Annotated in this window: 28 protein-coding genes and 1 riboswitch; of the genes, 15 read left to right on the forward strand and 13 right to left on the reverse strand. The window is 65.2% G+C overall.

Going from position 1 to position 25,640, the window contains the following annotated elements; translation table 11 throughout:
• Positions 1-362 precede the first annotated feature (362 nt).
• The 4 genes from ychF to H1B27_RS33385 all read right to left on the reverse strand — a co-directional run bounded on the left by ychF (position 363) and on the right by H1B27_RS33385 (position 3,523).
• Positions 363-1,460 carry a redox-regulated ATPase YchF gene (gene ychF, locus H1B27_RS33370; protein WP_197968965.1) on the reverse strand — a complete coding sequence of 366 codons (1,098 nt, stop codon included), beginning with the start codon at positions 1,458-1,460 and terminating at the stop codon, positions 363-365.
• A gap of 148 nt (positions 1,461-1,608) precedes the next feature.
• Entirely contained in the window at positions 1,609-2,214 is a 606-nt protein-coding gene (gene pth, locus H1B27_RS33375) for an aminoacyl-tRNA hydrolase (protein ID WP_061877445.1), read from the reverse strand.
• A gap of 58 nt (positions 2,215-2,272) precedes the next feature.
• Positions 2,273-2,992 carry a 50S ribosomal protein L25/general stress protein Ctc gene (locus tag H1B27_RS33380; RefSeq protein WP_061877444.1) on the reverse strand — a complete coding sequence of 240 codons (720 nt, stop codon included), beginning with the start codon at positions 2,990-2,992 and terminating at the stop codon, positions 2,273-2,275.
• A 279-nt stretch (positions 2,993-3,271) separates the two neighbouring features.
• Positions 3,272-3,523, reverse strand: coding sequence for an accessory factor UbiK family protein (locus H1B27_RS33385; protein WP_194391531.1), 252 nt, complete (start codon positions 3,521-3,523; stop codon positions 3,272-3,274).
• An 18-nt stretch (positions 3,524-3,541) separates the two neighbouring features.
• On the opposite strand from H1B27_RS33385, the gene lgt reads away from it, so the two are divergent.
• The 5 genes from lgt to H1B27_RS33410 all read left to right on the forward strand — a co-directional run bounded on the left by lgt (position 3,542) and on the right by H1B27_RS33410 (position 8,238).
• Positions 3,542-4,375, forward strand: a complete 834-nt coding sequence (gene lgt / locus H1B27_RS33390) for a prolipoprotein diacylglyceryl transferase (RefSeq protein WP_197968966.1) — start codon at positions 3,542-3,544, stop codon at positions 4,373-4,375.
• Positions 4,376-4,395: 20 nt separating this feature from the next.
• Positions 4,396-5,514 (forward strand): class I SAM-dependent methyltransferase, encoded by a 1,119-nt coding sequence (locus H1B27_RS33395; protein ID WP_197968967.1) that lies wholly within the window; start codon positions 4,396-4,398, stop codon positions 5,512-5,514.
• Complete coding sequence (pgeF, locus tag H1B27_RS33400; protein WP_197968968.1) at positions 5,511-6,278, forward strand: peptidoglycan editing factor PgeF; 768 nt, start codon at positions 5,511-5,513, stop codon at positions 6,276-6,278. Before H1B27_RS33395 ends, pgeF begins: the two co-directional genes overlap by 4 nt.
• A gap of 185 nt (positions 6,279-6,463) precedes the next feature.
• Positions 6,464-7,090 (forward strand): hypothetical protein, encoded by a 627-nt coding sequence (locus tag H1B27_RS33405; protein ID WP_197968969.1) that lies wholly within the window; start codon positions 6,464-6,466, stop codon positions 7,088-7,090.
• A gap of 194 nt (positions 7,091-7,284) precedes the next feature.
• Entirely contained in the window at positions 7,285-8,238 is a 954-nt protein-coding gene (locus tag H1B27_RS33410; RefSeq protein WP_061877498.1) for a ribose-phosphate pyrophosphokinase, read from the forward strand.
• 157 nt (positions 8,239-8,395) lie between these two features.
• Here the strand turns inward: H1B27_RS33410 and H1B27_RS33415 are convergent, their stop codons facing one another.
• Positions 8,396-8,959 (reverse strand): 6,7-dimethyl-8-ribityllumazine synthase, encoded by a 564-nt coding sequence (locus tag H1B27_RS33415; protein WP_061877438.1) that lies wholly within the window; start codon positions 8,957-8,959, stop codon positions 8,396-8,398.
• Positions 8,960-9,035: 76 nt separating this feature from the next.
• Positions 9,036-9,207, reverse strand: a riboswitch (FMN riboswitch).
• A gap of 441 nt (positions 9,208-9,648) precedes the next feature.
• On the opposite strand from H1B27_RS33415, the gene H1B27_RS33420 reads away from it, so the two are divergent.
• Positions 9,649-10,149 carry a type III secretion system chaperone family protein gene (locus H1B27_RS33420; protein ID WP_128923607.1) on the forward strand — a complete coding sequence of 167 codons (501 nt, stop codon included), beginning with the start codon at positions 9,649-9,651 and terminating at the stop codon, positions 10,147-10,149.
• Between the two features lie 205 nt (positions 10,150-10,354).
• Positions 10,355-11,179, forward strand: a complete 825-nt coding sequence (gene proC / locus H1B27_RS33425; protein WP_197968970.1) for a pyrroline-5-carboxylate reductase — start codon at positions 10,355-10,357, stop codon at positions 11,177-11,179.
• 12 nt (positions 11,180-11,191) lie between these two features.
• On the opposite strand, the gene H1B27_RS33430 is transcribed toward proC, so the two are convergent.
• From H1B27_RS33430 to H1B27_RS33450, 5 genes are all read right to left on the reverse strand, one after another.
• On the reverse strand, positions 11,192-11,584 hold the full coding sequence (locus tag H1B27_RS33430) for a thioesterase family protein (RefSeq protein ID WP_061877435.1): 393 nt from the start codon (positions 11,582-11,584) through the stop codon (positions 11,192-11,194).
• A gap of 195 nt (positions 11,585-11,779) precedes the next feature.
• Entirely contained in the window at positions 11,780-11,983 is a 204-nt protein-coding gene (locus H1B27_RS33435) for a tautomerase family protein (protein WP_025033847.1), read from the reverse strand.
• A 126-nt stretch (positions 11,984-12,109) separates the two neighbouring features.
• A complete protein-coding gene (gene hisS / locus H1B27_RS33440) occupies positions 12,110-13,630 on the reverse strand; it encodes a histidine--tRNA ligase (protein WP_197968971.1) in 1,521 nt (506 codons plus the stop codon).
• A gap of 159 nt (positions 13,631-13,789) precedes the next feature.
• On the reverse strand, positions 13,790-14,314 hold the full coding sequence (locus tag H1B27_RS33445; protein WP_197968972.1) for a YegJ family protein: 525 nt from the start codon (positions 14,312-14,314) through the stop codon (positions 13,790-13,792).
• A 131-nt stretch (positions 14,315-14,445) separates the two neighbouring features.
• Positions 14,446-15,528, reverse strand: a complete 1,083-nt coding sequence (locus tag H1B27_RS33450) for a branched-chain amino acid aminotransferase (RefSeq protein WP_197968973.1) — start codon at positions 15,526-15,528, stop codon at positions 14,446-14,448.
• A 338-nt stretch (positions 15,529-15,866) separates the two neighbouring features.
• On the opposite strand from H1B27_RS33450, the gene H1B27_RS33455 reads away from it, so the two are divergent.
• From H1B27_RS33455 to H1B27_RS33465, 3 genes are read left to right on the forward strand one after another with little or no spacing between them, the layout of a single operon-like run.
• Positions 15,867-16,406 carry a MarR family winged helix-turn-helix transcriptional regulator gene (locus H1B27_RS33455; protein ID WP_061877431.1) on the forward strand — a complete coding sequence of 180 codons (540 nt, stop codon included), beginning with the start codon at positions 15,867-15,869 and terminating at the stop codon, positions 16,404-16,406.
• Positions 16,403-17,134 carry a response regulator gene (locus H1B27_RS33460; protein ID WP_131869194.1) on the forward strand — a complete coding sequence of 244 codons (732 nt, stop codon included), beginning with the start codon at positions 16,403-16,405 and terminating at the stop codon, positions 17,132-17,134. The genes H1B27_RS33455 and H1B27_RS33460 overlap by 4 nt, the downstream gene beginning before the upstream one ends.
• A gap of 24 nt (positions 17,135-17,158) precedes the next feature.
• A complete protein-coding gene (locus H1B27_RS33465) occupies positions 17,159-18,547 on the forward strand; it encodes an ATP-binding protein (protein WP_061877429.1) in 1,389 nt (462 codons plus the stop codon).
• A gap of 188 nt (positions 18,548-18,735) precedes the next feature.
• Here the strand turns inward: H1B27_RS33465 and H1B27_RS33470 are convergent, their stop codons facing one another.
• Together H1B27_RS33470 and H1B27_RS33475 are read right to left on the reverse strand one after the other, a co-directional pair.
• On the reverse strand, positions 18,736-19,266 hold the full coding sequence (locus H1B27_RS33470; protein WP_197968974.1) for a DUF3617 domain-containing protein: 531 nt from the start codon (positions 19,264-19,266) through the stop codon (positions 18,736-18,738).
• A 42-nt stretch (positions 19,267-19,308) separates the two neighbouring features.
• Positions 19,309-19,602 (reverse strand): hypothetical protein, encoded by a 294-nt coding sequence (locus H1B27_RS33475; RefSeq protein WP_061877427.1) that lies wholly within the window; start codon positions 19,600-19,602, stop codon positions 19,309-19,311.
• 184 nt (positions 19,603-19,786) lie between these two features.
• Here H1B27_RS33475 and H1B27_RS33480 point away from each other — a divergent pair, with 184 nt between their 5' ends.
• From H1B27_RS33480 to H1B27_RS33495, 4 genes are all read left to right on the forward strand, one after another.
• Positions 19,787-20,248, forward strand: coding sequence for a hypothetical protein (locus tag H1B27_RS33480; RefSeq protein ID WP_165935885.1), 462 nt, complete (start codon positions 19,787-19,789; stop codon positions 20,246-20,248).
• Between the two features lie 119 nt (positions 20,249-20,367).
• Positions 20,368-21,060: a ribonuclease T2 family protein gene (locus tag H1B27_RS33485; protein ID WP_061877425.1), complete on the forward strand. Its 693-nt coding sequence runs from the start codon at positions 20,368-20,370 to the stop codon at positions 21,058-21,060.
• 156 nt (positions 21,061-21,216) lie between these two features.
• Positions 21,217-22,077 carry a 23S rRNA (adenine(2030)-N(6))-methyltransferase RlmJ gene (locus H1B27_RS33490; RefSeq protein WP_197968975.1) on the forward strand — a complete coding sequence of 287 codons (861 nt, stop codon included), beginning with the start codon at positions 21,217-21,219 and terminating at the stop codon, positions 22,075-22,077.
• Positions 22,078-22,339: 262 nt separating this feature from the next.
• The gene (locus tag H1B27_RS33495; RefSeq protein WP_028176631.1) at positions 22,340-22,555 is read left to right on the forward strand and encodes a cold-shock protein; all 216 of its coding nucleotides are present in this window, start codon (positions 22,340-22,342) and stop codon (positions 22,553-22,555) included.
• A 70-nt stretch (positions 22,556-22,625) separates the two neighbouring features.
• Here H1B27_RS33495 and H1B27_RS33500 read toward each other — a convergent pair whose 3' ends face one another.
• Complete coding sequence (locus H1B27_RS33500) at positions 22,626-23,249, reverse strand: outer membrane protein (protein ID WP_061877423.1); 624 nt, start codon at positions 23,247-23,249, stop codon at positions 22,626-22,628.
• Between the two features lie 234 nt (positions 23,250-23,483).
• Here H1B27_RS33500 and uvrC point away from each other — a divergent pair, with 234 nt between their 5' ends.
• Complete coding sequence (gene uvrC / locus H1B27_RS33505; protein ID WP_197968976.1) at positions 23,484-25,571, forward strand: excinuclease ABC subunit UvrC; 2,088 nt, start codon at positions 23,484-23,486, stop codon at positions 25,569-25,571.
• Positions 25,572-25,640 lie beyond the last annotated feature (69 nt).

A 25,640-nucleotide genomic window follows, 5' to 3' on the forward strand; every position in this document is an offset into this window, starting at 1 on the left:
CCGTCGATCCAGTCCCAATCGACCTTGCCGGCAAGCTGAACCAGCTCGTGCTTCATATTGATGATCTGGTCCAGCCTGGCCCGGAACAGATCGCCCGATTCCGTCGTCCTGTGCTTCTTCGGTCGCATCGCCACCTCCGATGCGACGACGGAATCATGACTGGCGATTCGACGGAATCCTGAAAATGAAATTGCAAGGTTCCGATGCCCCAAGCATCAAAACCCTGCAATCGCAAAACAGCCCACAAAGACAAATGCGATTCTAGCTCAATCGCTTAGCCGCTCTTCACGGACGACTACACCGAGCAGATGCGCTTCGCGCATATGCTCGTCTAACCCACCCTACGGCGCCGATGTTGGTGCTTACGTATTGAACCTGAAATGCATCACGTCGCCGTCGGCGACGACGTATTCCTTGCCTTCGAGGCGGAGCTTGCCGGCATCGCGCGCGCCGGCTTCGCCGCCGAACGCGACGTAGTCCTCATACGCGATGGTCTCGGCGCGGATGAAGCCCTTCTCGAAGTCGGTATGGATCACGCCGGCCGCGGCCGGCGCCTTGGTGCCGCGATGGATGGTCCAGGCGCGCGCTTCCTTCGGGCCGATGGTGAAGTAGGTGATGAGGTCGAGCAGCGTGTAGCCCGCGCGGATCAGGCGGTCGAGGCCGGCTTCCTCCAGCCCCAGCGTCTCCAGGAACTCCGCCCGCTCCTCGCGGGAAATGGTGGCGATCTCGGATTCGATCTTCGCGGAGATGACGACGGCAACCGCGCCTTCCTTGGCGGCCTGCTCCTGCACGGCCTTCGAGAACGTATTGCCGGTCGCGGCCGAGCCTTCCTCGACGTTGCAGACATAGAGCACGGGCTTGGACGACAGCAGGCCGAGCATGGAGAAGGCGCGCTCCTCCTCGGGCTTGCGCTCGACGAGGCGCGCGGGCTTGCCCTCGCGCAGCAGCACCAGGGTGCGGTTGACGAGATCGAGCTGCTCCTTGGCGTCCTTGTCGTTGCCCTTGGCTTTCTTGGTGAGATTGTCGACGCGCTTCTCGAGGCTGTCGAGATCGGCGAGCATCAGCTCGGTCTCGATGGTCTCGATGTCGGCGAGCGGGGCGATCTTGCCCTCGACATGGGTGATGTCGGAATCTTCAAAGCAGCGCACCACATGCGCGATGGCATCGACCTCGCGGATATTGGCGAGGAACTGGTTGCCGAGGCCTTCGCCCTTGGAAGCGCCGCGCACGAGGCCGGCGATGTCGACGAAGGTCAGCCGCGTCGGAATGATCTGGCCGGACTTGGCGATGGCGGCGAGCTTCTCCAGCCGCGGATCGGGCACGGCGACCTCGCCGACATTCGGCTCGATGGTGCAGAACGGATAGTTCGCGGCCTGCGCCGCGGCCGTCTCGGTCAGCGCATTGAACAAGGTCGACTTGCCGACATTGGGCAATCCGACGATCCCGCATTTGAATCCCATGGTATCCTCTATCCGTATTCGTCATGGCCGGGCTCGTCCCGGCCATCCACGCCGTGACGCGCAGAACGAAGAACGTAGATGCCCGGAACATCTAGCGCGAAGACGCGCTTCGCGCTTCTGTCCGGGCATGACGGAGAAAACGGCGACCCTATTCCTTGCCGTTCTCGTCCTTGGTCAAAAAACCCTTCGCCTGCATGGCGAGATGCACCCTGTTGGCGAAGGTCGCGTCCGTGCCCTTGGCAAGCAGCGCGGCGTGCTCGGCGACGGCGTCGCAGAGCGTCGCCACCCATTCGTTGTCGGCTTTGGCGAAGTCCGACAGCACGTGGCCGTGCACCAGTTCCTTGACGCCGGGATGACCGATGCCGAGCCGCACCCGGCGATAGTCGTTGCCGATATGGGCCGAGATCGAGCGCAGGCCGTTGTGGCCGGCGATGCCGCCGCCGATCTTCACCCGCACCTTGCCCGGCGGCAGCTCGAGCTCGTCATGGAACACGGTGACGTCGCCTTCGGCGATCTTGAAGAAGCCTGCCGCTTCCTGAACGCTGCGACCGGACTCGTTCATGTAGGTCATGGGCTTGAGCAGGATCACGCGCTCAGTGCCCAGCGCACCTTCCGAAGTCTCGCCCTGAAAACGACGGCGCCATGGCGCAAAGCCATGACGCCGCGCGATCTCGTCGACGGCCATGAAGCCGATATTGTGCCGGTTACGTGCGTATTTCGCGCCGGGATTGCCGAGCCCAACAAAGAGTCGCATGACGCGGCGCGCCCCTCGCTCGGCGCGCGATCAAGGACCGCGCGCCAGCCTTGAGAGATTACTTCTTCTTGTCGCCGCCGGCGGGAGCCTTGGCAGCCGCCGCCGGAGCAGCAGCAGCCGGAGCAGCCGCACCAGCCGCCGGAGCTGCCGCAGCGCCCGGAGCCGCGCCACCGGCAGCCGCCGCAGCCGCGGCCTTCTGCTCTTCGGCGTAGCCGGACGGCGGCACGATGGTGACGAGGGTCGCGTCCTCGCGGGTCAGCGCCTTCACCCCGGCCGGCAGCTTGACGTCCGACAGATGCAGCGAGTGACCGATTTCGAGCGAGCCGACATCGACCTCGATGTATTGCGGAATGCTCTCGGCGCCGCATTCGAGCTCGATCGCGTGGGCGACGATGTTGACCGTGCCGCCGCGCTTCACGCCCGGGGAGGTTTCAGCCTTCACCACGTGCAGGGGAACGCTGATGCGGATGGTGGCGCCTTCGCCGAGCCGCATGAAGTCGACATGGATCGGGAAATCCTTGACCGGATCGAGGTGGTAGTCGCGCGGAATCACGCGGTGCTTCTTGCCCTCGAGGTCGATGTCGACCAGCGTGGTCAGGAACCGGCCGGCGAGGATGCGCTGGCGCAGTTCACGATCTTCGACCGAGATCGTCAGCGGGGGCTGGTTGTTGCCGTAGATCACTCCGGGCACTCTGCCGGCGCGACGCTCAGCCCGGGCGGCCCCCTTGCCGCTCTTCGGACGTGCGGTCGCCTTCAATTCCTTGACGGTCGTCGCCATGTCGTTAAGTCCTTGTTTTTGCAAAAGTTAATGGGCCGCAGCGCGGCCCATGGCATCATCCGCAGCAAGCCTCCAGGGGTGCGGGGGCCGCGAACGTGGCGGGCTTTTACCCGGAAGATGCGGAAATGACAAGGAGAATGGGCTGATAGGCCGTGCCTAGCTTGCCGTCATTCCGGGGCGGTCGCGATAGCGGCCGAACTAGGGTGCGCAATTGCGCACCTGAGAATCTCGAGATTCCGGGTTCGATGCTGCGCATCGCCCCGGAATGACGGCAAGAACCTACCCCCCGAGCTTGGCCTCCAGCGCTGCAATCCGCGCCTTCAGCGCTTCGTTCTCCTCGCGCGCGAGGCGCGCCATGTCCTTGACCGCCTCGAACTCCTCGCGCTTGACGAGGTCCATGTCGCGCAGGAATTTTTCCGCCTGGGTGCGCATCACGGTGTCGAACTCGCGCTTGACGCCCTGGGCGGCACCGGCGGCGTCGTTCATCAGGCGGCCGATCTCGTCGAACAACCGGTTGCTGGTCTGGGTCATCTCGGCCTCCGATAAACTTTGCGCGACTTTCCCGCCTTCAAGCCGATCGCGATCGAGATCGGTCCATTCGCGATCCGATGGTATGCGCTGGCCTATATCTGCGGCATCGTGTTCGGCTGGCTCTATGCGCGCTCGCTCCTGAAGAACCAGCGCCTGTGGGGCGGACCGGCGCCGATCTCGCTGGTGCAGATCGACGACTTCATCCTGTGGGTCACGCTCGGCATCATCCTCGGCGGCCGCACCGGCTACGTGCTGTTCTACAACCTGCCCTTCTTCATCGATCATCCCGCCGCGATCTTCAAATTGTGGGAGGGCGGCATGTCCTTCCACGGCGGCTTCCTCGGCTGCGTCGTCGCGGTGATGTGGTTTGCCTATCGCAACAAGATCCCGATCCTGTCGCTCGGCGACATCACCACCGCCGTCGCCCCGGTCGGGCTGCTGCTCGGACGAATCGCCAATTTCATCAACGGCGAATTGTGGGGCCGCGCCACTGACCCGAGCCTGCCCTGGGCGATGGTCTTCCCCAACGACCCGACGCAGCTGCCGCGCCATCCGAGCCAGCTTTACGAAGCGGGCATGGAGGGCATCCTGCTGTTCACGGTGCTCGCGATCATGATCCGCTTCGGCGCGCTGAAGCGCCCCGGCATGATCCTCGGCGCCTTCATCCTGATCTACGGTCTGACCCGCATCGCCGGCGAGCATTTCCGCGAGCCGGACGCGCAGCTCGGTTTCCTCTGGGGCGGGTTAACCATGGGCATGCTGTTGTCGATCCCGATGCTTATCGTCGGCGCGATACTTATTGTATGGGCTGTCAGGCGGGGGGCGGCGAAGCCCCTCCAAGCCATTCGTTAGTTCATTTCGAGAAGACAGCCGTGACCGACTCGCCGCTCCTGAACGAGATCAAGGCGCTGATCAAATCCTCAGGCCCGATGCCGGTCTGGCGGTACATGGAATTGTGCCTGATGCATCCGCGCTACGGCTATTACGTCTCGCGCGATCCGCTCGGGCGCGAGGGCGACTTCACCACCGCCCCCGAGATCAGCCAGATGTTCGGCGAGCTCTTGGGGTTGTGGACCGCCTCGGTCTGGAAGCACATGGGCTCGCCGCAATTCTTGCGACTGATCGAGCTCGGCCCCGGCCGCGGCACCATGATGGCGGACGCGCTGCGCGCATTGCGCGTGCTGCCGCCGCTCTACCAGGCGCTCCATATCCACATGGTCGAGGTCAATCCGGTGCTGCGCGAACGACAGGCGGCGACGCTATCCGCCGTGCGCAACATCACCTGGCACGACGGCATCGACGACGTACCGGACGGCCCAAGCATCATCCTCGCCAACGAATATTTCGACGTGCTGCCGGTCCGCCAGATGGTCAGGCTCGAGAACGGCTGGCACGAGCGTGTGATCGAGATCGACCCCACCGGCAAGCTTCAGTTCGGCGCGGCGCCGGAGCCGACACCGCGCTTCGAGGTGCTGCTGCCGCCTCTGGTGCGCGCGGCCCCCATCGGGGCGGTCTACGAGTGGCGGCCCGACGGCGAGATCATGAAGCTCGCCACGCGCGTGCGCGACCAGGACGGCGCGGTGCTCATCATCGACTACGGCCATCTGCGCAGCGATGCCGGCGACACCTTCCAGGCCATCGTGCGCCACAGCTTCGCCGATCCCTTGAAAGCCCCGGGCCAGGCCGACGTCACCGCCCATGTCGACTTCCAGGCGCTGGCGCGCGCGGCCGAGGATGTCGGCGCCCGCGTGCACGGCCCGGTAACGCAAGGCGACTTCCTCAAGCGTATCGGCATCGACACCCGCGCCGCGGCCTTGATGCAGAAGGCGACACCCGAAGTCGCCACCGACATTTCGGTCGCGCTCAAGCGCCTGACCGATACCGGGCGCGGCGGCATGGGCTCGATGTTCAAGGTGCTCGGTATCTCCGAGCCGCGGCTGACGGGCCTTGCCGGCCTCAGCGATCTCGAACGGGCCGGAGAGACCTCATGACGCTTGCTTCCTCGCTGCTGTCCGCCGTGCCCGGCCTGCGCCATGCCTTCTTCACCCGCGAAGGCGGCGTCTCCGGCGGCATCTATTCCGCGCTGAACGGCGGGCTCGGCTCCCATGACGATCAGGCCCTCGTCGCAGAGAACCGCCGCCGCATGGCCGAGCATGTCGGCGTCGCGCCCGAGCGCTTCCTCAGCCTGCACCAGACCCATTCGCCCGACGTGCTCGTGGCCGATGCGCCGTGGCCGAACGGGCCGCGGCCCAGGGGCGACGCGCTGGTGACGAAGACGCCGGGCATCGCGCTCGGCGTCTCCACTGCCGATTGCGGGCCGGTGCTGTTCGTCGATCCCAATGCGCGCGTGATCGGCGGCGCGCATGCCGGCTGGAAGGGCGCACTCACGGGCGTGCTGGAAGCGACGATCTCGGCGATGGAGACGCTCGGCGCAACGCGCGGCGGCATCATCGCCGCGATCGGCCCCCTGATCCGGCAGGACAGCTACGAAGTCGGCAACGAGTTCGTGACGCGTTTCATCGAGGCTGACGCCGAGAACGCGATGTTCTTCATCCCGTCGGTGCGCGAGGGCCACGCGATGTTCGATCTCGCCGGCTTCATCCGCAAGCGGCTCGACATGGCGGGCATCCTGATGATCGACGATCTCGGCCTCGACACCTATGCCGACGAACGCTTCTTCAGCTATCGCCGCTCGGTGCATCGCAAGGAGCCCGACTACGGCCGGCACGTTCACGCCATCGCGCTGGAAGGGTGAACACAGGGGCAACTCCGCGTCATTCCGGGGCTCGCGAAGCGAAAACCCGGAATCCATCGTGCAGCAATGTACGGGGAGGAATGGATTCCGGGCTCGCGCCGAGTGGCGCGCCCCGGAATGACGGCAGCTTGTGGCGCCGCCGCCCTAGACGTTAATCGATTTTAACGATATCGCTGCCCTCCATAATGAGGGAAGCGTCATCTTTTCTGCGCCGCGCGGGATCGCGCGTGCTGGCGGCCATGCTGCTGGCGGCTGCGACTGCGCTTGGCGGCTGCGCCGGCGGCAACGCGCCGGGCAATTCCTATGCGATGGCGCCGAGCGGCGGCAGCGGCGCCACGGTGGCGTTCGAATCCATCGACGGACCGCCGCCGCAGGTGTTCGACCGCATGGTCGGGGTGCTCGACAGCGAATCCAAGCTGCGCAGCCTGTCCGTGGTCTCCCGCGAGGGCACGGCCGCCTACCGCGTGCGCAGCTACCTCTCTGCCCAGGTGGTGCGCGGCAAGACCGTGATCGCCTGGGTCTGGGACGTCTACGACGCCAACCAGCAGCGGGCGCTGCGCCTCTCCGGCGAGGAACCGACCTCGGCCAAGGGCGGCCGCGACGCGACACGTGATGCTTGGGCGGCCGCCGACGACCTCGTGCTGCGGAAGATCGCCCAGGCCGGATTCAGCGGACTTTCCAACATGATCAACGGAACGCCGGATGCACCGGGTGCGGCTCCCTCTTTGCGCGGACCGGCGGTGGCGAGCGTCATCAAGGACGCTCCGCGGTCGGACATGCCGGCCTCGGCCCTCGGCTATGCCGAGCAATAACCCCCGCTAAACCACGGCCTCAAGTTGCGGCCAAGCCGTTGACCCGACTCTGGATTTTCAAAGGGAAAACGTAGCATCCCGGGTTGCCATTGCAGCCTCCGGCCTGATATTTCCTCGCCCGTCGTAACCGTGCTTCCAGTGGGTATTTTCTGATGTTGAACGTCGTATCCAGCAAAGCGCGGGAGGAAGCGTCCATGTCGGGCAAGAACGGCTCCATCAAGCTCGTCGCCGGCAACTCCAATCCGGCTCTCGCACAGGCCATCGCGCAAGGGCTCCACATGCCGCTGACCAAGGCGGTGGTGCGGCGCTTCGCCGACATGGAGATCTTCGTCGAGGTCCAGGAGAACATCCGCGGTTCGGATGCCTTCATCATTCAGTCGACCTCGTTTCCAGCGAACGACAATCTGATGGAGCTGCTGATCATCACCGACGCGCTGCGCCGCTCCTCGGCGCGCCGCATCACCGCAGTGATTCCCTATTTCGGCTATGCCAGGCAGGACCGCCGGTCCGGCTCGCGCACGCCGATCTCGGCCAAGCTCGTCGCCAATCTGATCACCCATGCCGGCGTCGACCGCGTCATGACGCTCGACCTGCATGCCGGCCAGATCCAGGGCTTCTTCGACATCCCGACCGACAATCTGTTCGCTGCGCCCCTGATGGTGCGCGACATCCGCGAACGCTTCGACCTCGGCAGGGTGATGGTGGTCTCGCCCGACGTCGGCGGCGTGGCCCGCGCCCGCGGCCTCGCCAAGCGCATCAACACCCCGCTCGCGATCGTCGACAAGCGCCGCGAGCGTCCCGGCGAGTCCGAGGTCATGAACGTGATCGGCGACGTCTCCGGCTACAGCTGTATCCTGGTCGACGATATCGTCGACTCCGGCGGCACGCTGGTGAACGCGGCCGACGCGCTGATCGCCAAGGGCGCCAAGGACGTCTACGCCTACATTACCCATGGCGTGCTCTCGGGCGGGGCGGCCGCCCGCATCACCAACTCCAGGCTGAAGGAGCTCGTGATTACCGACTCGATCCTTCCGACCGAGGCGGTGACCAAGGCGCCGAACATCCGCACGCTGCCGATCGCCAGCCTGATCTCGGACGCGATCGCGCGCACCGCCGCGGAAGAGTCGGTGTCGAGCCTGTTCGACTGATTTTCTTCGCCTCTCCCCGCCTGCGGGGAGAGGCCGGAATTTGCGACAGCAAATTCCGGGTGAGGGGGACTCTCCGCGAGTCCAGCTCTCACCGTCCCCGCGGAGATTCCCCCTCACCCCGACCCTCTCCCCGCAAGCGGGGAGAGGGAGAGGCATCCTACCCCACGATCCCCGCCGCGACCTGGCCGCGCAGTCGCTCCAGGCCGTGCAACGTCTCCGCGCAGGCTGCCGCGACCTCGACGCCCTTGATGGCAAAATGCTTGCGGAAGAAGTCGTAGTGCACCTCGGTCTCGTGGAACTGCTGTGGGGTTAGCACCGCGGAGAACACCGGCACCTCGGTGCGGAGCTGCACATCCATCAGCGCCTTGATCACGGTGTCGGCGACGAATTCGTGCCGGTAGATGCCGCCGTCGACGACGAGGCCGGCGGCGACGATCGCGGTGTAGCGCCGCGTCTTGGCGAGGACCTGCGCGTGCAGCGGGATCTCGAACGAGCCCGGCACCTCGAACACGTCGACATGGGTGAGGTGACGCGCCTCGGCTTCCCTCATGAAGGCGATGCGGGCCTCCGCGACCACGTCGCGGTGCCAGCAGGCCTGCACGAAGGCCACCCGCTGCGGCTTTGCGAAGCGCGGATGCTCGATGGCCGGCGGGTCCACGGGAACCGGCGGCTGCGTCGTCTGGGACGTTTCGTTTTGGGGATCTTGCAACATCTGATTCATGGCTTTCCTCAGTTAAGGACCAGAATCAGGGCACACGGAACGACAAACAGCCGCACCTTGCGATGCGTCTGCCACCGACCGTTCTCTTTCATCCGGACTTTAACCGTCGGCTTCGGAGTTGCACCGAATCTGCTGACCCTTCCCTTCGGCAAGATCCTTTTCAGGATACCTGGGGGAAGGCGCTCGCGGGCTTAGGCCTTTCGGCCCTTACCGCCGGTGGGGACTTTCACCCCGCCCTGAGAACATCGGCCGTCCGGGATGAACGGCCTGACCGGAAATATGCCGCCCTCGCGCAGTCGCGGCAAGCGCGTTCGGCATGGGCAAAGCGCATGCTCCCATGCCGGGGTCGAGGCCCTCGTGGCGCCGGCCCGCGCCGGAACTCGCGATTGGCGGCGCTCCCAGGGAATCTGATTCCGGTTTGTTCTCCTCGACCCGGAGTTGGGACCTCCAACGTTAAGAATTGTGGCGGAGATGAGCTGTGGACGAACGAGTCCTGGCTTGTGGACGGACTCGCGACCCCGTTGCGCAGATTCCGCAAATCACATCACTTGATCCGCGACAGGCCCGCGCTGATCCGAGGGGCTCGCGAGAGCGACCCTAGGGATCGCCGCAGCGACGTTTAGGGAGCGCGCGCCGGGCCCAACCGCGTGCGTATCAAAGACAACAAGAAGGCAAGAGGTCGAGACGGCATGTCCCTGCTCGAAGGCACTATCGATTCCAGAAGCCATCCACTCGCGGTGGTCGAGGATATCGCTGCCAGCAACAACTGGCCGTTCGAACGCTCCGGCGAAGACGAACTCACGATTGTCTCCAAGGGACAATGGACCGACTACCAGCTCTCCTTCACCTGGATGGGCGAGATCGAGGCGCTGCATCTGGCCTGCGCCTTCGACATGAAGATTCCGCTCGCGCGCCGCGGCGAGGTGCAGCGGCTCGTCGCTGCCGTCAACGAGCAGCTGTGGGTCGGTCATTTCGATCTGTGGACCAACACCGGCATGGTGATGCACCGCCAGGCCCTGGTGCTGCCGGGCGGCCTCACCGCCTCGACCGCGCAATGCGAGGCCATGCTCGCCGGCGCCATCCACGCCTGCGAGCGCTACTTCCCGGCGTTCCAGTTCGTGGTGTGGGCCGGCAAAACCACCGCGCAAGCCATGGACGCGGCGATGTTCGACACGGTCGGAGAGGCATAGAGCTCGCAATGCATGGGGAGCCGCAGCTCCCTCCCTGCGTCATCCCGGACAAGCGCGCCCCAAGCGCGCGCCGATCCGGGATCCATACCGCGTGATGGCCACTTGTGGCACGCGGCTTGTTGCCAACACCTCGATCCACTAGAACCGCCTGTGGTTATGGATCCCCGCCTTCGCGGGGATGACGCCTGAGTGTGTGGCAACGGCGATGGCAAACAATCCTCTCCAAAACGTCACCGGCACCATCCTGCTCGCCGGCGCCGGCAAGATGGGTGGCGCGATGCTGACGGGATGGCTGGCAGGCGGGCTCGATCCGCGTCGCGTCGCGGTGATCGATCCGCACATTGCGCCCGAGATATCCGCGCTCGCCGCCAAGGGCGTCGTGCTCAATCCCGATGTGAAGACCGCCGGCCTCGTCGAGACGCTGGTCGTCGCGGTGAAGCCGCAGATGTTCCGCGAGGCCGGCGCCAGGCTGAAACCGTTCGTCTCGGACAGGACCTCGGTGGTCTCGATCATGGCGGGCACCACGATCGCCTCGCTTGCCGAAGTCTGCGGCGGCGCCGTGGTGCGCGCGATGCCGAACACGCCGGCGGCGATCGGCCGCGGCATCACCGTTGCGGTCGCAGCCCGGGACGTAAGCGCCGCCCAGCGTGCCGTGGCCGATGCGCTGCTGCGCGCCACCGGCGCGGTGGAATGGGTCGAGGACGAAGCCCTGATGGACGCGGTCACCGCCGTGTCGGGCTCGGGGCCGGCCTATGTGTTCCTGCTCGCCGAGGAGCTCGCCCGCGCCGGTGTGGAAGCGGGCCTGCCCGAAGCGCTGGCGACGAAGCTCGCTCGCGAGACCGTCGCCGGCTCCGGAGAGTTGCTGCACCAGTCGGAGCTTCCCTCGGCCACGCTGCGCCAGAACGTCACCTCGCCCGGCGGCACCACCGCCGCGGCCCTCGGCGTACTCATGGGTGAGGCCGGCCTGCGCGATCTCATGATCCGCGCGGTCGCGGCGGCGACGCAGCGGTCGAGGGAGCTCGCGAAGTAAACAGGTGGCGCGCTACGCTCCCAGCCGCTTGTTGAACATCTCGACATTGACGAGACCGCGGGCATGGCGGCCCTCGCCGAGCTTGCGCGTGCCCTCGAAGGCCTCGACCTCGAAGCGGATGACGCGGCGCTCGACCGCAACCACCTTCGCCGTGGTCCGCACCGTCGCGCCGACCAGCGCCGCGGCGAGATGGCGGATGTCGACCTCGGTACCTACGGTGACCCAGCCCGGCTGAAGCGCCGCGCGGATCGCATCGCCCGCCGTCATCTCCATCTCCAGGATCATCATCGGGGTCGCATAAACAAACGGCATGCCGGGCACGAAATGCCCGACCGTGCGCTCGGCCGGAACCACCAGCGTGCGCTCGGCGCTCATGCCGGCCTTGATGAAGTCGCGTGCGTCCATGGTGCTTGCTCGATGTCGTTCCGGACAAGCGCGCCCTAAGCGCGCGCCGATCCGGGACCCATAACCACAAGACGTCGTGGTTGCGGGGATTCGGAGTTAGCGCTTCGTCAGATAACCAGTGCCTGTGGCTATGGGTCCCGGATCTGCGCTTACGCTTGTCCGGGACGACGGCGGTGGTTGCCGCGCCAGCCGAAACTATTTCTTCGCCGCCGCCGCGCGCTCCACGAAGGTCTTGCCGCCCTTCATCTTGTGGCGCAGCGGGGCTTCGTTGATCTGGATGACGACGGCATCGGCATCGACGCCGAGATTCTTCACCAGCGCCTGGGTGATGTCGCGCATCATGCCGGCCTTCTGCTCGTCGGTGCGGCCTTCGGCCATGCTGATGGTGATCTCAGGCATCGTTGTCTCCCTGCTGCTCTGCTGCTGTCGTCATGGCCGGGCTTGTCCCGGCCATCCACGTTCTCTTCCATCAAACAAGACGTGGATGCCCGGGACAAGCCCGGGCATGACGCGGCCTGCGAATAGCTAGCCCCAGCTCACGTCATGGCGCGCCAGCACCTCGCGCACTTTCGCCACCAGATCGGCTTCGCTGCACGAGAACTGCGCCGGTCGGGTTTCGCGCCATTCCTGGTTGGAGGCGATCGCGGCGGCGGCCTTCGCGCCCTCGATCAGGTCCTTGACCTGCACTTCGCCGCGCGCCTTTTCGTCCGATCCCTGGATGATCACGCAAGGCGAGTTGCGGCGATCAGCGTACTTCAGCTGGTTGCCCATGTTCTTGGGATTGCCGAGATAGAGCTCGGCGCGGATGCCGGCGGTGCGCAAGGCAGCCACCATCTTCTGGTAGTCGGCGACGCGGTCGCGGTCGAACACGGTGACGACGACAGGGCCGAATTCCGGCCGCGTATCCAGCTTGCCGAGCAGCGTCAGCGCGGCCTGAAGGCGCGACACGCCGATCGAGAATCCGGTCGCCGGCACCGGCTCGCCGCGGAAGCGCGAGACGAGACCGTCGTAACGCCCGCCGCCACCGACCGAGCCGAAGCGCACTGGGCGGCCCTTCTCGTCCTTGGTGTCGAGCAGAAGTTCGACCTCGTAGACGGGGCCGGTGTAATATTCGAGGCCGCGGACGACGGAAGGGTCGATCTTGATGCGATCCGCACCATAACCCGACGCCGTCACCAGCCTGGCAATCTCTTCAAGCTCGCTGACGCCGGCCTGACCGACTTGGCTCTTGGCAAGGTAAGCTTCCGCCGCAGCAATGGCCTCTTTCCAATCGTCGCGCGGCTTGGTGATGGCGAGAACAACGTCAGCTTCCGCCGCGCTCAGGTTGGCGCCTTTGGTGAAGTCGCCTTTCCCTTCTTCACCGCCGTCCCATCGTCCGGGACCCAGCAGCTTGCGCACTTCGTCGGCGGAGAACTTGTCGAGCTTGTCGATCGCGCGCAGCACGGTCAGCCTGCGGCCTGCGTTCTCGTCACCGGCGAGCCCGATGGCTTCCAGAACTCCGTCGAGCACCTTGCGGTTGTTGACCTTCACCACATACTGGCCGCGTGCGATGCCGAGCGCCTCCATCGTGTCGGCCGCCATCATGCAGATCTCGGCGTCCGCCGCCGGCGTCGCCGAGCCAACCGTGTCGGCATCGAACTGCATGAACTGGCGGAAGCGGCCGGGGCCGGGCTTTTCGTTGCGGAAGACGTAGCCGACGCGGTAGCTGCGGTACGGCAAGATCAAAGCGTCGGTACCGTAGCGCTCGCCGACGTAGCGGGCCAGCGGCGCGGTCAGGTCGTAACGCAGGCTGATCCACTGCTCGTCGTCGTCCTGGAACGAGAACACGCCCTCGTTCGGACGGTCCTGGTCGGGCAGAAACTTGCCGAGCGCGTCGGTGTATTCCATCGCCGGCGTCTCCACCGGCTCGAAACCGTAGAGCTCGTAGACGGCGCGGATCTTCTCGACCATCTCGCGCGTCGCCCGGATCGCAGCGGGATCACGATCCTCGAGCCCGCGCGGCAGGCGCGCCTTCAGTTTCTGGGGTTTTTTGGGTTTCTCGGCCATGCGCGGCGTTTACCAGTCGACGGGGAATGCGGCAACGGGGTGTTAGAGGGCGACGTCATTCCGGGGCTCGCGAAGCGAGAACCCGGAATCTCGAGATTCTCAGGTGCGCAATTGCGCACCATAGTTCGCCCTTGGGGCGCCCCGGAATGACGGCCAGCCTTACGGAGTCTCCATTCGTGCCCGGATGGCATCCGCATCCGCCTTCGGCAGCGACTTCAGGGTCGGCTTGATGGTTTCACCACCGACGATCTTGCCGTTGCGCGTGAACATCCAGTCCGAGACGTCGGCTTCACCAAACGAGACTTTGTCGCCGGCGTGCTTGCCCGGTAGATCCCGCGGCTCGTTTGCCAAGAGCCCGGTAAAGGTCCCGCCAGGTTGCTTCTTCACCTCGCCAACCCAGATGTGCTCGCCGCCCTTGCGGGTCGAGAAGCGCACCTTCAAGGTGTGCCCGGTTTCCGACGGCTTCGGCGATGCGTAGGAGGCCCAGAAGGTCGGGAGCGTAGCGCGACCCCGCTCGATAGCCGCATTCATCTCGGGATCGGCGGTCTGCACGGTCACGATGGGCGAGCGGTCTTGCGCGACCACTTCGTGCGTGGGGCCGATGGTCAGGATGCCGAAGACGGTGACGCCGGTGATTGCGGCGAGAACGACCCACTTGATGGGCTGCGAGAGCTTGGTTGCCATGACTACAAGGTCCTGATGTCGCGATGTGTCCTTTGTCGCATGTCGGCAACGGCACGTTCAGTGCGCAATAAACCACGAACATTGCGTGTTTCCCCTCTCCTCGTGAGAGAGGGAAAACTTCTCACCGCCGATCAAAACACCTTGCGGATCCAGTTGTGGGGATCGTTGGTGCGGCCGTACTGGATGTCGACGAGCTGCTTGCGCAGGCCCATGGCGACAGGGCCGGCGCCGCCACCCGAGATCTCGAAGTCGCCGCTCACCGAGCGCACCTTGCCGATCGGGGAGATCACAGCGGCGGTGCCGCAGGCGAAGGCTTCCTTCAGGCGGCCCGAGGCCGCGTCCTTGCGCCACTGCTCGATAGAATACGGCTCCTCGCGCACGGTCTTGCCGGCATCGCGGGCCAGCGTGATGATGGAGTCGCGGGTGATGCCCGGCAGAATGGTGCCAAGCGGCGGCGTGGAGAGCGAGCCGTCGTCGAACACGAAGAACACGTTCATGCCGCCGAGCTCCTCGACATAGCGGCGCTCGACCGCGTCGAGGAACACGACCTGGTCGCAGCCGTGCTGGATCGCTTCGGCCTGGGCGCGCAGGCTCGCGGCATAGTTGCCGCCGCACTTGACGGCGCCGGTACCGCCGACCGCGGCGCGGGTGTAATTCTCGGACACCCAGATCGAGACCGGCGCAGGCCCGCCCTTGAAGTAGGAGCCGACCGGCGAGGCGATGACCGCGAAGATGTATTCAGATGACGGCTTGACGCCGAGGAACGTCTCGCTCGCGATCATGAAGGGGCGCAGATACAGGCTGCCCTCGCCGCCCGGAATCCAGGCGCGGTCGATGCGCACGACCTGCTCGACCGCCTCGAGGAAGACGTCCTCAGGCAGCTGGGCCATCGCCATGCGATCGGCCGAGTCCTTGAAGCGTCGTGCATTGGCATCGGGGCGGAACAGGTTCACGCCGCCATCATCGCGCTTGTAGGCCTTGAGACCCTCAAAGATCTCCTGCGCGTAGTGCAGCACCGCGCCGGCCGGATCGAGCTGGAAGTTGACGCGCGCCTCGATCCGCGCGTCATACCAGCCGCCCCTGGCCTGGTTGTAGCGGACGATGGCCATGTGGTCAGTGAAGACCCGTCCGAAGCCGGGGTCCACCAGCTTGGCGACGCGGTCCTTCTCAGGGGTTGGATTGGATGCGGGCTGGATGTCAAATTTCATGCTCATGTCCTTGCCTCCCGCTGCCGGTGGCGGCGCTGTTCTGGCGCCCGCCTGCCCGCTTTCGGGGCCCGGCTGGCTTTGATTGGTTTCTGCCGGACCACCGCCAGCCTTTTTACGGCCGGTTTCCGTGGACAGCATGTCGCCGAGGACATGCTTTTGCGGAAGGCGGAAGTCCAGTATGTTTTGCCGAAATGCCGCTCGACAATCGCACGGTAGATCTGATCCGGCCGTCGTCGCCTGTCCGGCTCTCTCCGGCGCCTTGCTCCGATGCTACCCGACGCGAAGCGATCTAAAATTTCGTGCGGGTCGATCGTTTTGTAACATTGAACCCAAGATACGTCAATATGCCTGACATAAATTTCGCGACTTCCTCTCACGACGCCGCCGAGCCCGGGCCGGCTGCAGACGGTGGAGGCAATTTGCGCTGGGATATCATCGAGCTGCTGTTCTTCGCCTACCGCGACTTCGTCGGCGATCCCGACCAGGAGCTGGAGGCGTTCGGCTTCGGCCGGGCCCACCACCGCGTCCTGCATTTCGTCTATCGTTATCCCGGCCTCAAGGTCGCCGACCTCCTCGACGTCCTGCGCATCACCAAGCAGTCGCTCGGCCGCGTGCTCAAGCAGCTGCTGGACGAGGGCTACATCGTGCAGAAGACCGGCGACAATGATCGCCGCCAGCGCCTGCTCTACACGACGCCGAAGGGCGAGGCGCTGGTGCAGAAGCTCGCCGGCCTGCAGACCACGCGGATCAACAGGGCGCTCGCGGAGATGGCTCCGCAGGACGCCGAAACCGTGAAGCGCTTCCTGCGCGCGATGATCGACCGCGACGATCCGGACAAGGTGCTCGAGACGATCTTCGCTTCCGTCAACCACGACAAGGAGTGACCGTGCCGCTCGCTGCCACGCTCGCCCGCCCGCCGGTGCAACCCGCCGACGATGCCCCGCATCTGCTGCTGGTCGACGACGACCGCCGCATCCGCGATCTGCTCTCGCGCTTTCTCGCCAGTGAGGGCTACCGCGTCACCACCGCGGCGAGCGCCGGCGATGCACGCTCGAAACTGCTGGGCCTGCATTTCGACCTCCTGATCCTCGACGTCATGATGCCCGGCGAGACCGGCTTCGATCTCGCCCGCTTCATCCGGACCTCCTCCTCGGTGCCGATCGTGATGCTGACGGCGCGCCACGAACCGGAATCCCGCATCGAGGGCTTGCAGATCGGCGCTGACGATTACGTGGCAAAGCCGTTCGAGCCGCGCGAGCTCGCGCTGCGCATCAACAACATCCTCAAGCGCGCCGCCCCGCCGCCACAGGTCGCGATCGCAGAGAAAATTGCCTTCGGTCCCTACGTCTACCATCTCGAGCGCGGCGAATTGCGCCAGGGCGAGGAGGTCATCCATCTCACCGACCGCGAGCGCGAGATGCTGCGGATTCTCTCGGAAACACCGGGAGAGACCGTGCCGCGCAGCGCGCTGACCGGCAATGGCAGCGTCAACGAGCGTGCCGTCGACGTGCAGATCAACCGCCTCAGGCGCAAGATCGAGACCGACCCCGCCAATCCGCTATTTCTGCAGGCGGTGCGCGGCATCGGCTACCGGCTGGTGGCCTCGCCTTGAGACCCGAGCAGTGAAGCGCGACCGATGAGCACGATCGATACCGGCCTGACGCTGCTGCGAAGCGCCGCCGGCCGCGTCTCCGCCGCCAATGGCTGGATGGGCAACGCGTTCAAGGGCTGGATGCCAACCGGCCTCTACGCCCGCGCGCTCCTCATCATGATCGTGCCGATGGTGGTGCTGCAATCGGTCGTCGCCTTCGTGTTCATGGAGCGGCACTGGAACACGGTGACGCGCAGATTGTCGGCTGCGGTGGTGCAGGACATCGCTGCGCTGATCGATGTCTACAAGGGCTATCCGCAGGACAAGGATCGCGACCAGATCCGCCGCATCGCCCAGCAGCGCCTCGGCCTCGTCGTCGATTTCCTGCCCGCCGGCGACATGCCGCCGCCGGGACCAAAACCGTTCTTCTCGCTGCTCGACCAGACACTGTCGGTGCAGCTCGGCCGCCAGATCGGGCGCTCGTTCTGGATCGACACGGTCGGCCGCTCCAACCTCGTCGAGATCCGCATCCAGCTCGACGACGCCGTGATGCGCGTGTTCGCGCAGCGCAGCGCTGCCTATGCCTCGAACTCGGAGATCTTCCTGTTCTGGATGGTCGGGACGTCCTCCATCCTCTTGATCGTCGCGGTGCTGTTCCTGCGCAACCAGATCAAGCCGATCCTGCGCCTTGCCGATGCCGCCGAGAGCTTCGGCAAGGGCCGCGAGGCGCCGAATTTCCGCCCGAGAGGCGCGCGCGAGGTGCGGCGCGCGGCAGTCGCCTTCCTCGAAATGAAGTCGCGCATCGAGCGCACCATGGAGCAGCGCACCGCGATGCTCGCCGGCGTCAGCCACGATCTGCGCACTATCCTGACCCGCTTCAAGCTCGAGCTGGCGCTGATCGGCGACAGTCCGGAGCTCGAGGGCATGCGCAAGGATGTCGACGAGATGTCGATGATGCTGGAGGATTACCTCGCCTTCGCCCGCGGTGATTCCGGCGAGCAGTCGCAGCCGACCGACATGGCCCAGGCCCTCGAAGAGCTGCGCAGCGATGCCGAACGCCACGGCCACAACGCGACCGTCGCATTCCACGGCCTGCCCGTGGTGACGGTGAAGCCGGCCTCGTTCAAGCGCTGCCTCGCCAACCTCATCACCAACGCGGCGCGCTACGGCAAGAACATCGCCATCACCGGCCAGCGCGATCACCGTTATTTGACCGTCACGATCGACGACGACGGCCCGGGCATTCCCGCTCACTTGCGCGAAGAGGTGTTCAAGCCGTTCCTGCGGCTGGACAACGCCCGCAACCAGGACGAAGGCGGCACCGGCCTCGGCCTTGCCATCGCCCGCGACATCGCCCGCTCGCATGGCGGCGACATCACGCTCGGCGACAGCCCGATGGGCGGCTTGAGGGCGAGCGTGAGGATACCGGTGTAGCCTTTCTTACCTCTCCCCGCTTGCGGGGAGAGGTCGAGTTCGATCGCAGATCGAATTCGAGTGAGGGGGTACAGGTCCCTTGACGACCGCACGTGTGGAGAGAGGCCCCTCACCCCAACCCTCTCCCCGTAAGAACGGGGCGAGGGAGCGCACCGATTTCCGCGCTACGGTCTCACGACCATCTCACTCTACTTCGGCAGCAGCGCCTTCAGCTTGTCCATGTCGCGCACGTTCATCTTGAAGCCGCCGGGCATCACGATGTCGCCGGGCTTCTGGTCCGGCTTGCAGGCGCCCAGCCACTTGGCTTGCAGCGTCATGGTGCTATCCCGGCCGGCCGCGCCGGCGACGCCGCCTTGCGCGTGCGAGGTGGTCTTCACCGTGTAGGCCGAGTTGAAATCGCCCGTGATCTCGGCATGCGACGTCGTGCTGACGCCGGCGACGCTACATTCGGAATCGCTGACATAGCCGGTCGCGGTCTTCTTGATCTCCTGCTTGGCGCAGATCTGCTTGGCCATCGGCGAGACGTTGTTGCTCATCTCCTTGTCGACGGTCTCGTCGGTGCAATGCTGCATGGTCATTTCGGGGACCGGCGAGCCGGTCGAGACCAGCTTCATTTCCCAAAGACCGGCCTTGCGCACCGGCAGGTCGTCGGCGCTGGCGCTGCCTGCCGACAACGCGAGGCAAAGCGTCGGGCCGAGCAAAGCGAGTTTGCGCGTCATGTGGAGGGCTCCCGGCTGAGAGTGCCGACCTTCGGCAGCGCCTCAGTAAAGCGTCCGGATCGGCTGCTCGGCGGCACCATAGGGCACCCAGCGGCAGGCGAACGAGATGTAACCGCCGTCATAGCCCTGCACCGCGAGGAATTTGGCGACCTTGCCGTAGCGTGCGCAGTGATCGACCGCGACCTGACGCGCGTCGACCTGGGTCGCCATCGAATAGGCGATGATCCCGCCGGTGTCGTTGCCCTTGAACGGCGGCACCGGAAGAATGTCGGCCCGCGCCGACTGGCTCGCCATCATACCCAGGGCAAGAAGGCCAGCGGCCGCAATGATTCGCATTCCCGTCACTCCAATTGGCTGGCGCCAGTCTACGGTGCCGGGATGGAAGTGAAAAGAACAGAAGCCCGGTTGGCCGCGACGTTCCGGTCAACTCCTCGCCAAGTGTTGCCGCGCTGCACTTGACCTGCCCCGGCCTTCGCGGCACCGTCTGAGCTTCGCAAGACTTAAGCTGTCTGGATTGACCATGCGCGCCCCCTCCCCGAAATCGCTTCGCTTTGCTGCTCTGCTCGGCCTCATGTTCGGGGCGCTGTCGCTCGGCGAGGCAAGGGCCGCCAATCCGCTCGAGCTGAATTTCTGGCTGAGCGGACCGCGCTACGACGGCGCCGTCGTCGATTGCGACAAGGCCCTGCCGACGATCGCCACCCAGTTCTGGGAAAAAGAGAGCTCGTTCTGGAATTCCTCGTTGAAGATCACCAGCTTCTCCGCCGTTCGCGAGGTCGCGTTCCGACCCTGGCAGTCCGACAACATTCCGCGCCGCTTTTGCACCGGCGAGGCCCTGCTCAATGACGGCAAGGTGCGCAAGGTGCACTTCTCGATCATGGAGGATGGCGGCTTTGCCGGCTACGGCGACGGTGTCGAATGGTGCGTGGTCGGACTCGATCGCAACTGGGCCTATAATCCGGCCTGCCGCTCCGCCAAGCCCTGATCCGAAGAGCGTCTGATTCGGCTGATCAACCGGCGGACGACAGCCGGCTCGAATTTTGTTCTTGAAATGTTCTCTTTGCCTGCTAGGCTGCGCGCACAGTCTAGTTGAGGGGCGTTGCCATGTTTCATCCCAGATTGCGTTCGTTGTCCCGTCTGATGATCTCGCTGACCCTCGCCGCCGGGCTGGCAACGCTCGCCGGCGGCGCGAAAGCCCAGGACAAGCGGCAGAACGCACCGGGCGAGTTCGATTTCTACGTGCTCGCGCTGTCGTGGTCGCCCTCGTTCTGCGAAGAGGCGGCCGAGCGCGGCGGCCGCTCCCAGATCCAGTGCGGCGGACGGCCCTACGCTTTCGTCGTGCATGGGCTGTGGCCGCAATATGAGAACGGCTTCCCGGAATATTGCCAGCGCCCGGCGCCGCGGCTGAACCGCAACATCGTGTCCTCGATGCTCGATTTGATGCCGGCGCCGGGCCTGATCTTCAACGAATGGGACAAGCATGGCACCTGCTCCGGGCTCGAGGGCCGCAGCTATTTCGAGACGATCCGGAAAGCGCGCGCCGCGATCAAGATCCCGGCCGACTATCTCGATCTGTCGCAGGCCAAGACCGTGGCGCCGGCGGAGGTCGAGGAGGCCTTCATCAAGGCCAATCCGGGCCTCAGCAATGCCAGCATCTCGGTCACCTGCAACCGGACACGGCTGTCCGAGGTCCGCATCTGCCTCAGCAAGGACCTGCAGTTCCGCGCCTGCGACGAGATCGAGCGCCGCGCCTGCCGCCGCGACCAGGTGACGATGCCGCCGATCAGGGGCGGGTAGGATTGGTTCGCCGTCATTCCGGGGCGCGCGAAGCGTGAACCCGGAATCCATCTCTCGGCGTTACCGGTAGCAAAAATGGATTCCGGGTTCGGTGCTGGCGCACCGCCCCGGAATGACGGCCGTTACTTTCGGCGCGCGATGTCGTAACTGTCCGCCATGAACTACCGACACGCCTTCCACGCCGGCAGCTTCGCCGACGTCATCAAGCACATCGTGCTGGCGCGCATCCTCACTTACTTGCAGGACAAGCCGGCAGCGTTCCGCGTCATCGACACCCATGCCGGCGCCGGCCTCTACGATCTCGACAGCGACGAGGCGCGCCGGGGCGGCGAATGGCTGACCGGCATTGCGCGGCTGCTGCAGGCGCGCCTGTCGAACGAGACCGCGGCGCTGACCAAGCCCTATCTCGACATCGTCCGCGCCTTCAATCCGAAGGGCGAGCTCAAGGCCTATCCGGGCTCGCCGCTGATCGCGCGCGGCCTGCTCAGGCCGCAGGACCGGTTCGTCGCATGCGAACTCGAGCCGAAAGCGCGGAAAGCGCTGATCGACGTGCTGCGCCGCGACGAGCAGGCCCGCGTGGTCGATCTCGACGGCTGGATGGCACTGCCGGCCTTCGTGCCGCCGAAGGAGCGGCGCGGCCTCGTGCTGATCGACCCGCCCTTTGAGGCCAAGGACGAGTTCGAGCGGCTCGGCGGAGCCTTCTCGGCGGCTTTCGCGAAATGGCCAACCGGCATCTATGTCATTTGGTACCCGGCCAAGAACCGCCGCGCCACCGACACGCTGGCCCAGACGGTCGCGCGGCTCGCAGCTGCAGCAAAGCCCCCCGGGAAATGCCTGCGCCTCGAATTCAGCGTCGCGCCGCAGGCCGACAGCGCCGCCCTCACCTCCACCGGGCTCTTGATCGTCAATCCGCCCTATACGCTGCACGGCGAGCTCAAGACCATCCTGCCCGAACTGGAAATACCACTTGGCCAGGGCGGAGCTGCCAGATTCCGATTGGAGGTACCCAAGCCTTAAAGCCAAGCCGTAACACTCCGGCATTCTTGGGAAAAATATGCAGGACCGGTAGTCAATCTGCGAAGAACCGTATTATGCTGTTTCCGTGACTGGCTTTACGTTCCGCTTCCGCGAATGGTTGCGGCGGAGTGAAGGCCTAAGAAAGATCCGGCCGGACCGATGGTCCGTTCAAGGATGGCCAGCTCCCGGGCTCCGTAAGGCCCGGTCATGTCGTGACGTGAATCTGCGTCGCGGCGGAGGAGCAATGAGGGGGAGTTTCCCGATGGCCATGACGGGAACGGTCAAGTTCTTCAACGGCGAGCGCGGCTACGGCTTCATCAAGCCTGATGATGGCGGTCGCGATGTCTTCGTTCACATCACCGCTGTGGAGCGGGCGGGACTGAAGGACCTTGCCGAAGGACAGCGTATCACTTTCGAAGTCGAACCGGACAAGAAGGGGAAAGGCCCGAAGGCGGTCAATTTGGTGATCCTCGCTTAGCGAGCCTGACGCAAAAAAATCCCGACCGCGAGCGGCCGGGAGGCTGGTCCGGTATTTTCTTCTTGAGACGTCAGAAGTGATAGTTCACGCCTGCGCGGACAACGCTGGCGCTATAGCCGTTGGACACGCCCGTAATCGCGAACTGACTCGTGGACAGATCGATGTAGAGATATTCGAGCTTGACGCTCCAGTTCGGCGCGAGGCCCACTTCCGCGCCGGCACCAATGGTCCAGCCCGCGGTGGTATGCGACTCCGTCCAGCCGAAGGTCTGCCCACGCAGCTCGCCGAACGCAAGGCCGGCGGTGCCGTAGAACAGCACGTTGCTGAACGCATATCCCGCGCGGCCGCGCAGGGTACCGAACCACGGATTGGAGAATTTCCACGGCGCGAAGGTGTCGTCGGCGCCCGCGGCCTGGATGTCGCCCTCGACACCGAACACCCACGGGCCGTTCTGGAAATTGTAGCCGGCTTGCACACCGCCGACGAAGCCCGACGGCTTCGAGGGGTTGTTGTCCACCGAGCCCCATTCATAGCCGATGTTGCCGCCGAGATAGGGACCTGCCCAGCTATAGGCATTGAGCGGCTGGTTGACGGTATAGGGCGCACGTTGCCCATAACTGAGATCGGCGGCTTCTGCCGAAGCCGTCCAGCCGGCCGCAACCAACGCGGCCGCGCCCACAACGAGCCCCTTCATCACTCACTCCAACGCAACTGTCGCAACCTGCGCGATGCCTGCGCCGCCGCGCCGGCCCTGCATGGTTACGGAACCAAGAACTTTTCGCGTAGGATTTATCGAGAGTTTTAAGTTAAAGGGCTGTTAAGTCGGGTTACTGCGCTGTTAACAGACTTAAGGAAGCGTTACCGGGACCTGTGCGTGCGGCAGGGCCGGAACTTCAAATCGACACCCCCAGCGCCTAAATTCGTCCCCATGGTTCACGATTCCACCGACAATCCGGACGACGCACGCGCGCGCAAATCCCGGCGCGGCATGGCACCGGATGGCCCGCCCCAGGAGATCCAACAGGAGACGGCGCCGCCGGACCTCGATCCCGCCAGCGCAAGCGGCGACGACGAGGACGATGCGCGGCTGCCTGATATCCTGGAGGAGAGTGGCGCCGTCGGCGAAGGCCCGCTCGCGACCGGCCACGAGGCGATCGAACACGCGGTTCGGCTCGCCCCCACCTCGCCCGGCGTCTATCGCATGCTCAATGCGAATTCCGACGTGCTCTATGTCGGCAAGGCCAAGAACGTCAAAAAGCGCCTGTCCAGCTATGCGCGCCAGAATGCGCCGCTGCCGGCCCGCATCCTGCGCATGATCGCCGCCACCGTCACCGTGGAGATCGTCTCGACCAACACCGAGACCGAGGCGCTGCTGCTCGAGGCGAACCTCATCAAGCAGCTACGGCCGCGCTTCAACGTTCAGCTGCGCGACGACAAGTCGTTTCCCTATATCCTGATCACCGGCGACCATTGGGCGCCGCAGATCCTGAAACATCGCGGCGCGCAGACCCGGCCCGGGCGCTATTTCGGCCCGTTCGCCTCCGCGGGCGCGGTCAACCGAACCATCACGGCGCTGCAGCGCGCATTCCTGATCCGCTCCTGCACCGATTCCTTCTTCGAGAGCCGCACGCGGCCCTGCCTGCTCTACCAGATCCGCCGCTGCGCCGGCCCCTGCACCCGCGAGATCGATTTTCCCGGCTATACGACGCTCGTGCGCGAGGCGACCGACTTCCTCTCCGGCAAAAGCCATGCGGTGAAGCAGGAGCTTGCCGGGGAGATGGAGAAGGCGGCGGGTGAGCTCGAATTCGAGCGCGCCGCGCTCTACCGCGACCGCCTTGCCGCACTCTCGGCGATCCAGTCGCAGCAGGGCATCAATCCGCGCACGGTGGAAGAAGCCGACGTGTTCGCCATCCACCAGGAGGGTGGCTTCTCCTGCGTCGAGGTGTTCTTCTTCCGCACCGGCCAGAACTGGGGCAACCGCGCCTATTTCCCGCGCGCGGAAAAGACCTTTACGCCGGAGGAAGTGCTCGGCTCGTTCCTCGCCCAGTTCTACGACGACAAGCCGCCGCCGAGGAACATCCTGGTCTCGCACGAGATCGAGGAGAGCGAGCTGCTCGCCAATGCGCTGTCGATCAAGGCCGGCCACAAGATCGAGGTCACCACGCCCAAGCGCGGCGAGAAGAAGGAACTCGTCACCCATGCGCTGACCAATGCGCGCGAGGCGCTCGGCCGCAAGCTTGCGGATACCGCCACGCAAAGCCGCCTGCTCGACGCCATCGCGACGACGCTGGGCCTGCCGCATGCGCCCAAGCGCATCGAGGTCTACGACAACAGTCACATCCAGGGCACCAATGCGGTCGGCGCCATGATCGTCGCCGGCCCCGATGGTTTCGTGAAGAACCAGTACCGCAAGTTCAACATCAGGTCGGAAGGGATCACGCCCGGCGACGACTTCGCCATGATGCGCGAGGTACTCGAGCGGCGCTTCAAACGCCTGATCAACCCGCCCGAGGAGGGCGCGGCCAAGGAAAACATCAAGGCGAAGGACGACGATTTCCCGCAATGGCCCGATCTCGTCATCATCGATGGCGGCCGCGGCCAGCTCAATGCCGTCCGCGAGATCTTCGCAAATCTCGGCCTGACCCAGGTGTCGCTGATGTCGGTCGCCAAGGGACCGGACCGGGACGCCGGCCGCGAGATCCTGTTCATGCCGGAACGCGAGGCCATCAAGCTCGAGCCGCGCGATCCCGTGCTCTATTTCATCCAGCGCCTGCGCGACGAGGCTCACCGCTTCGTCATCGGTTCGCATCGCAAGCTGCGCAAGAAGGACATCCGCGAGGCCGGCTTGCAGGAGATTCCGGGCATCGGCCCGTCCCGCAAACGTGCCTTGCTACATCATTTCGGGACCCTGAAGGAGATCGAGCGGGCCTCGATCGCCGATCTCGGCAAGGTTCCGGGGGTGAGCGCCGAGAGCGCCCGCAGGATTTTCGAGTATTTCCATCCCCAGCCAGGATGAACTAAAGGGGGACCCAAAGGGAGCCTTGGTCATATGGTCGTCGTATCCCGCACCCATCTGGGAAGCGGA

Origin of the sequence: Bradyrhizobium diversitatis, from assembly GCF_016031635.1 — a bacterium.
GTDB lineage: Bacteria > Pseudomonadota > Alphaproteobacteria > Rhizobiales > Xanthobacteraceae > Bradyrhizobium > Bradyrhizobium diversitatis.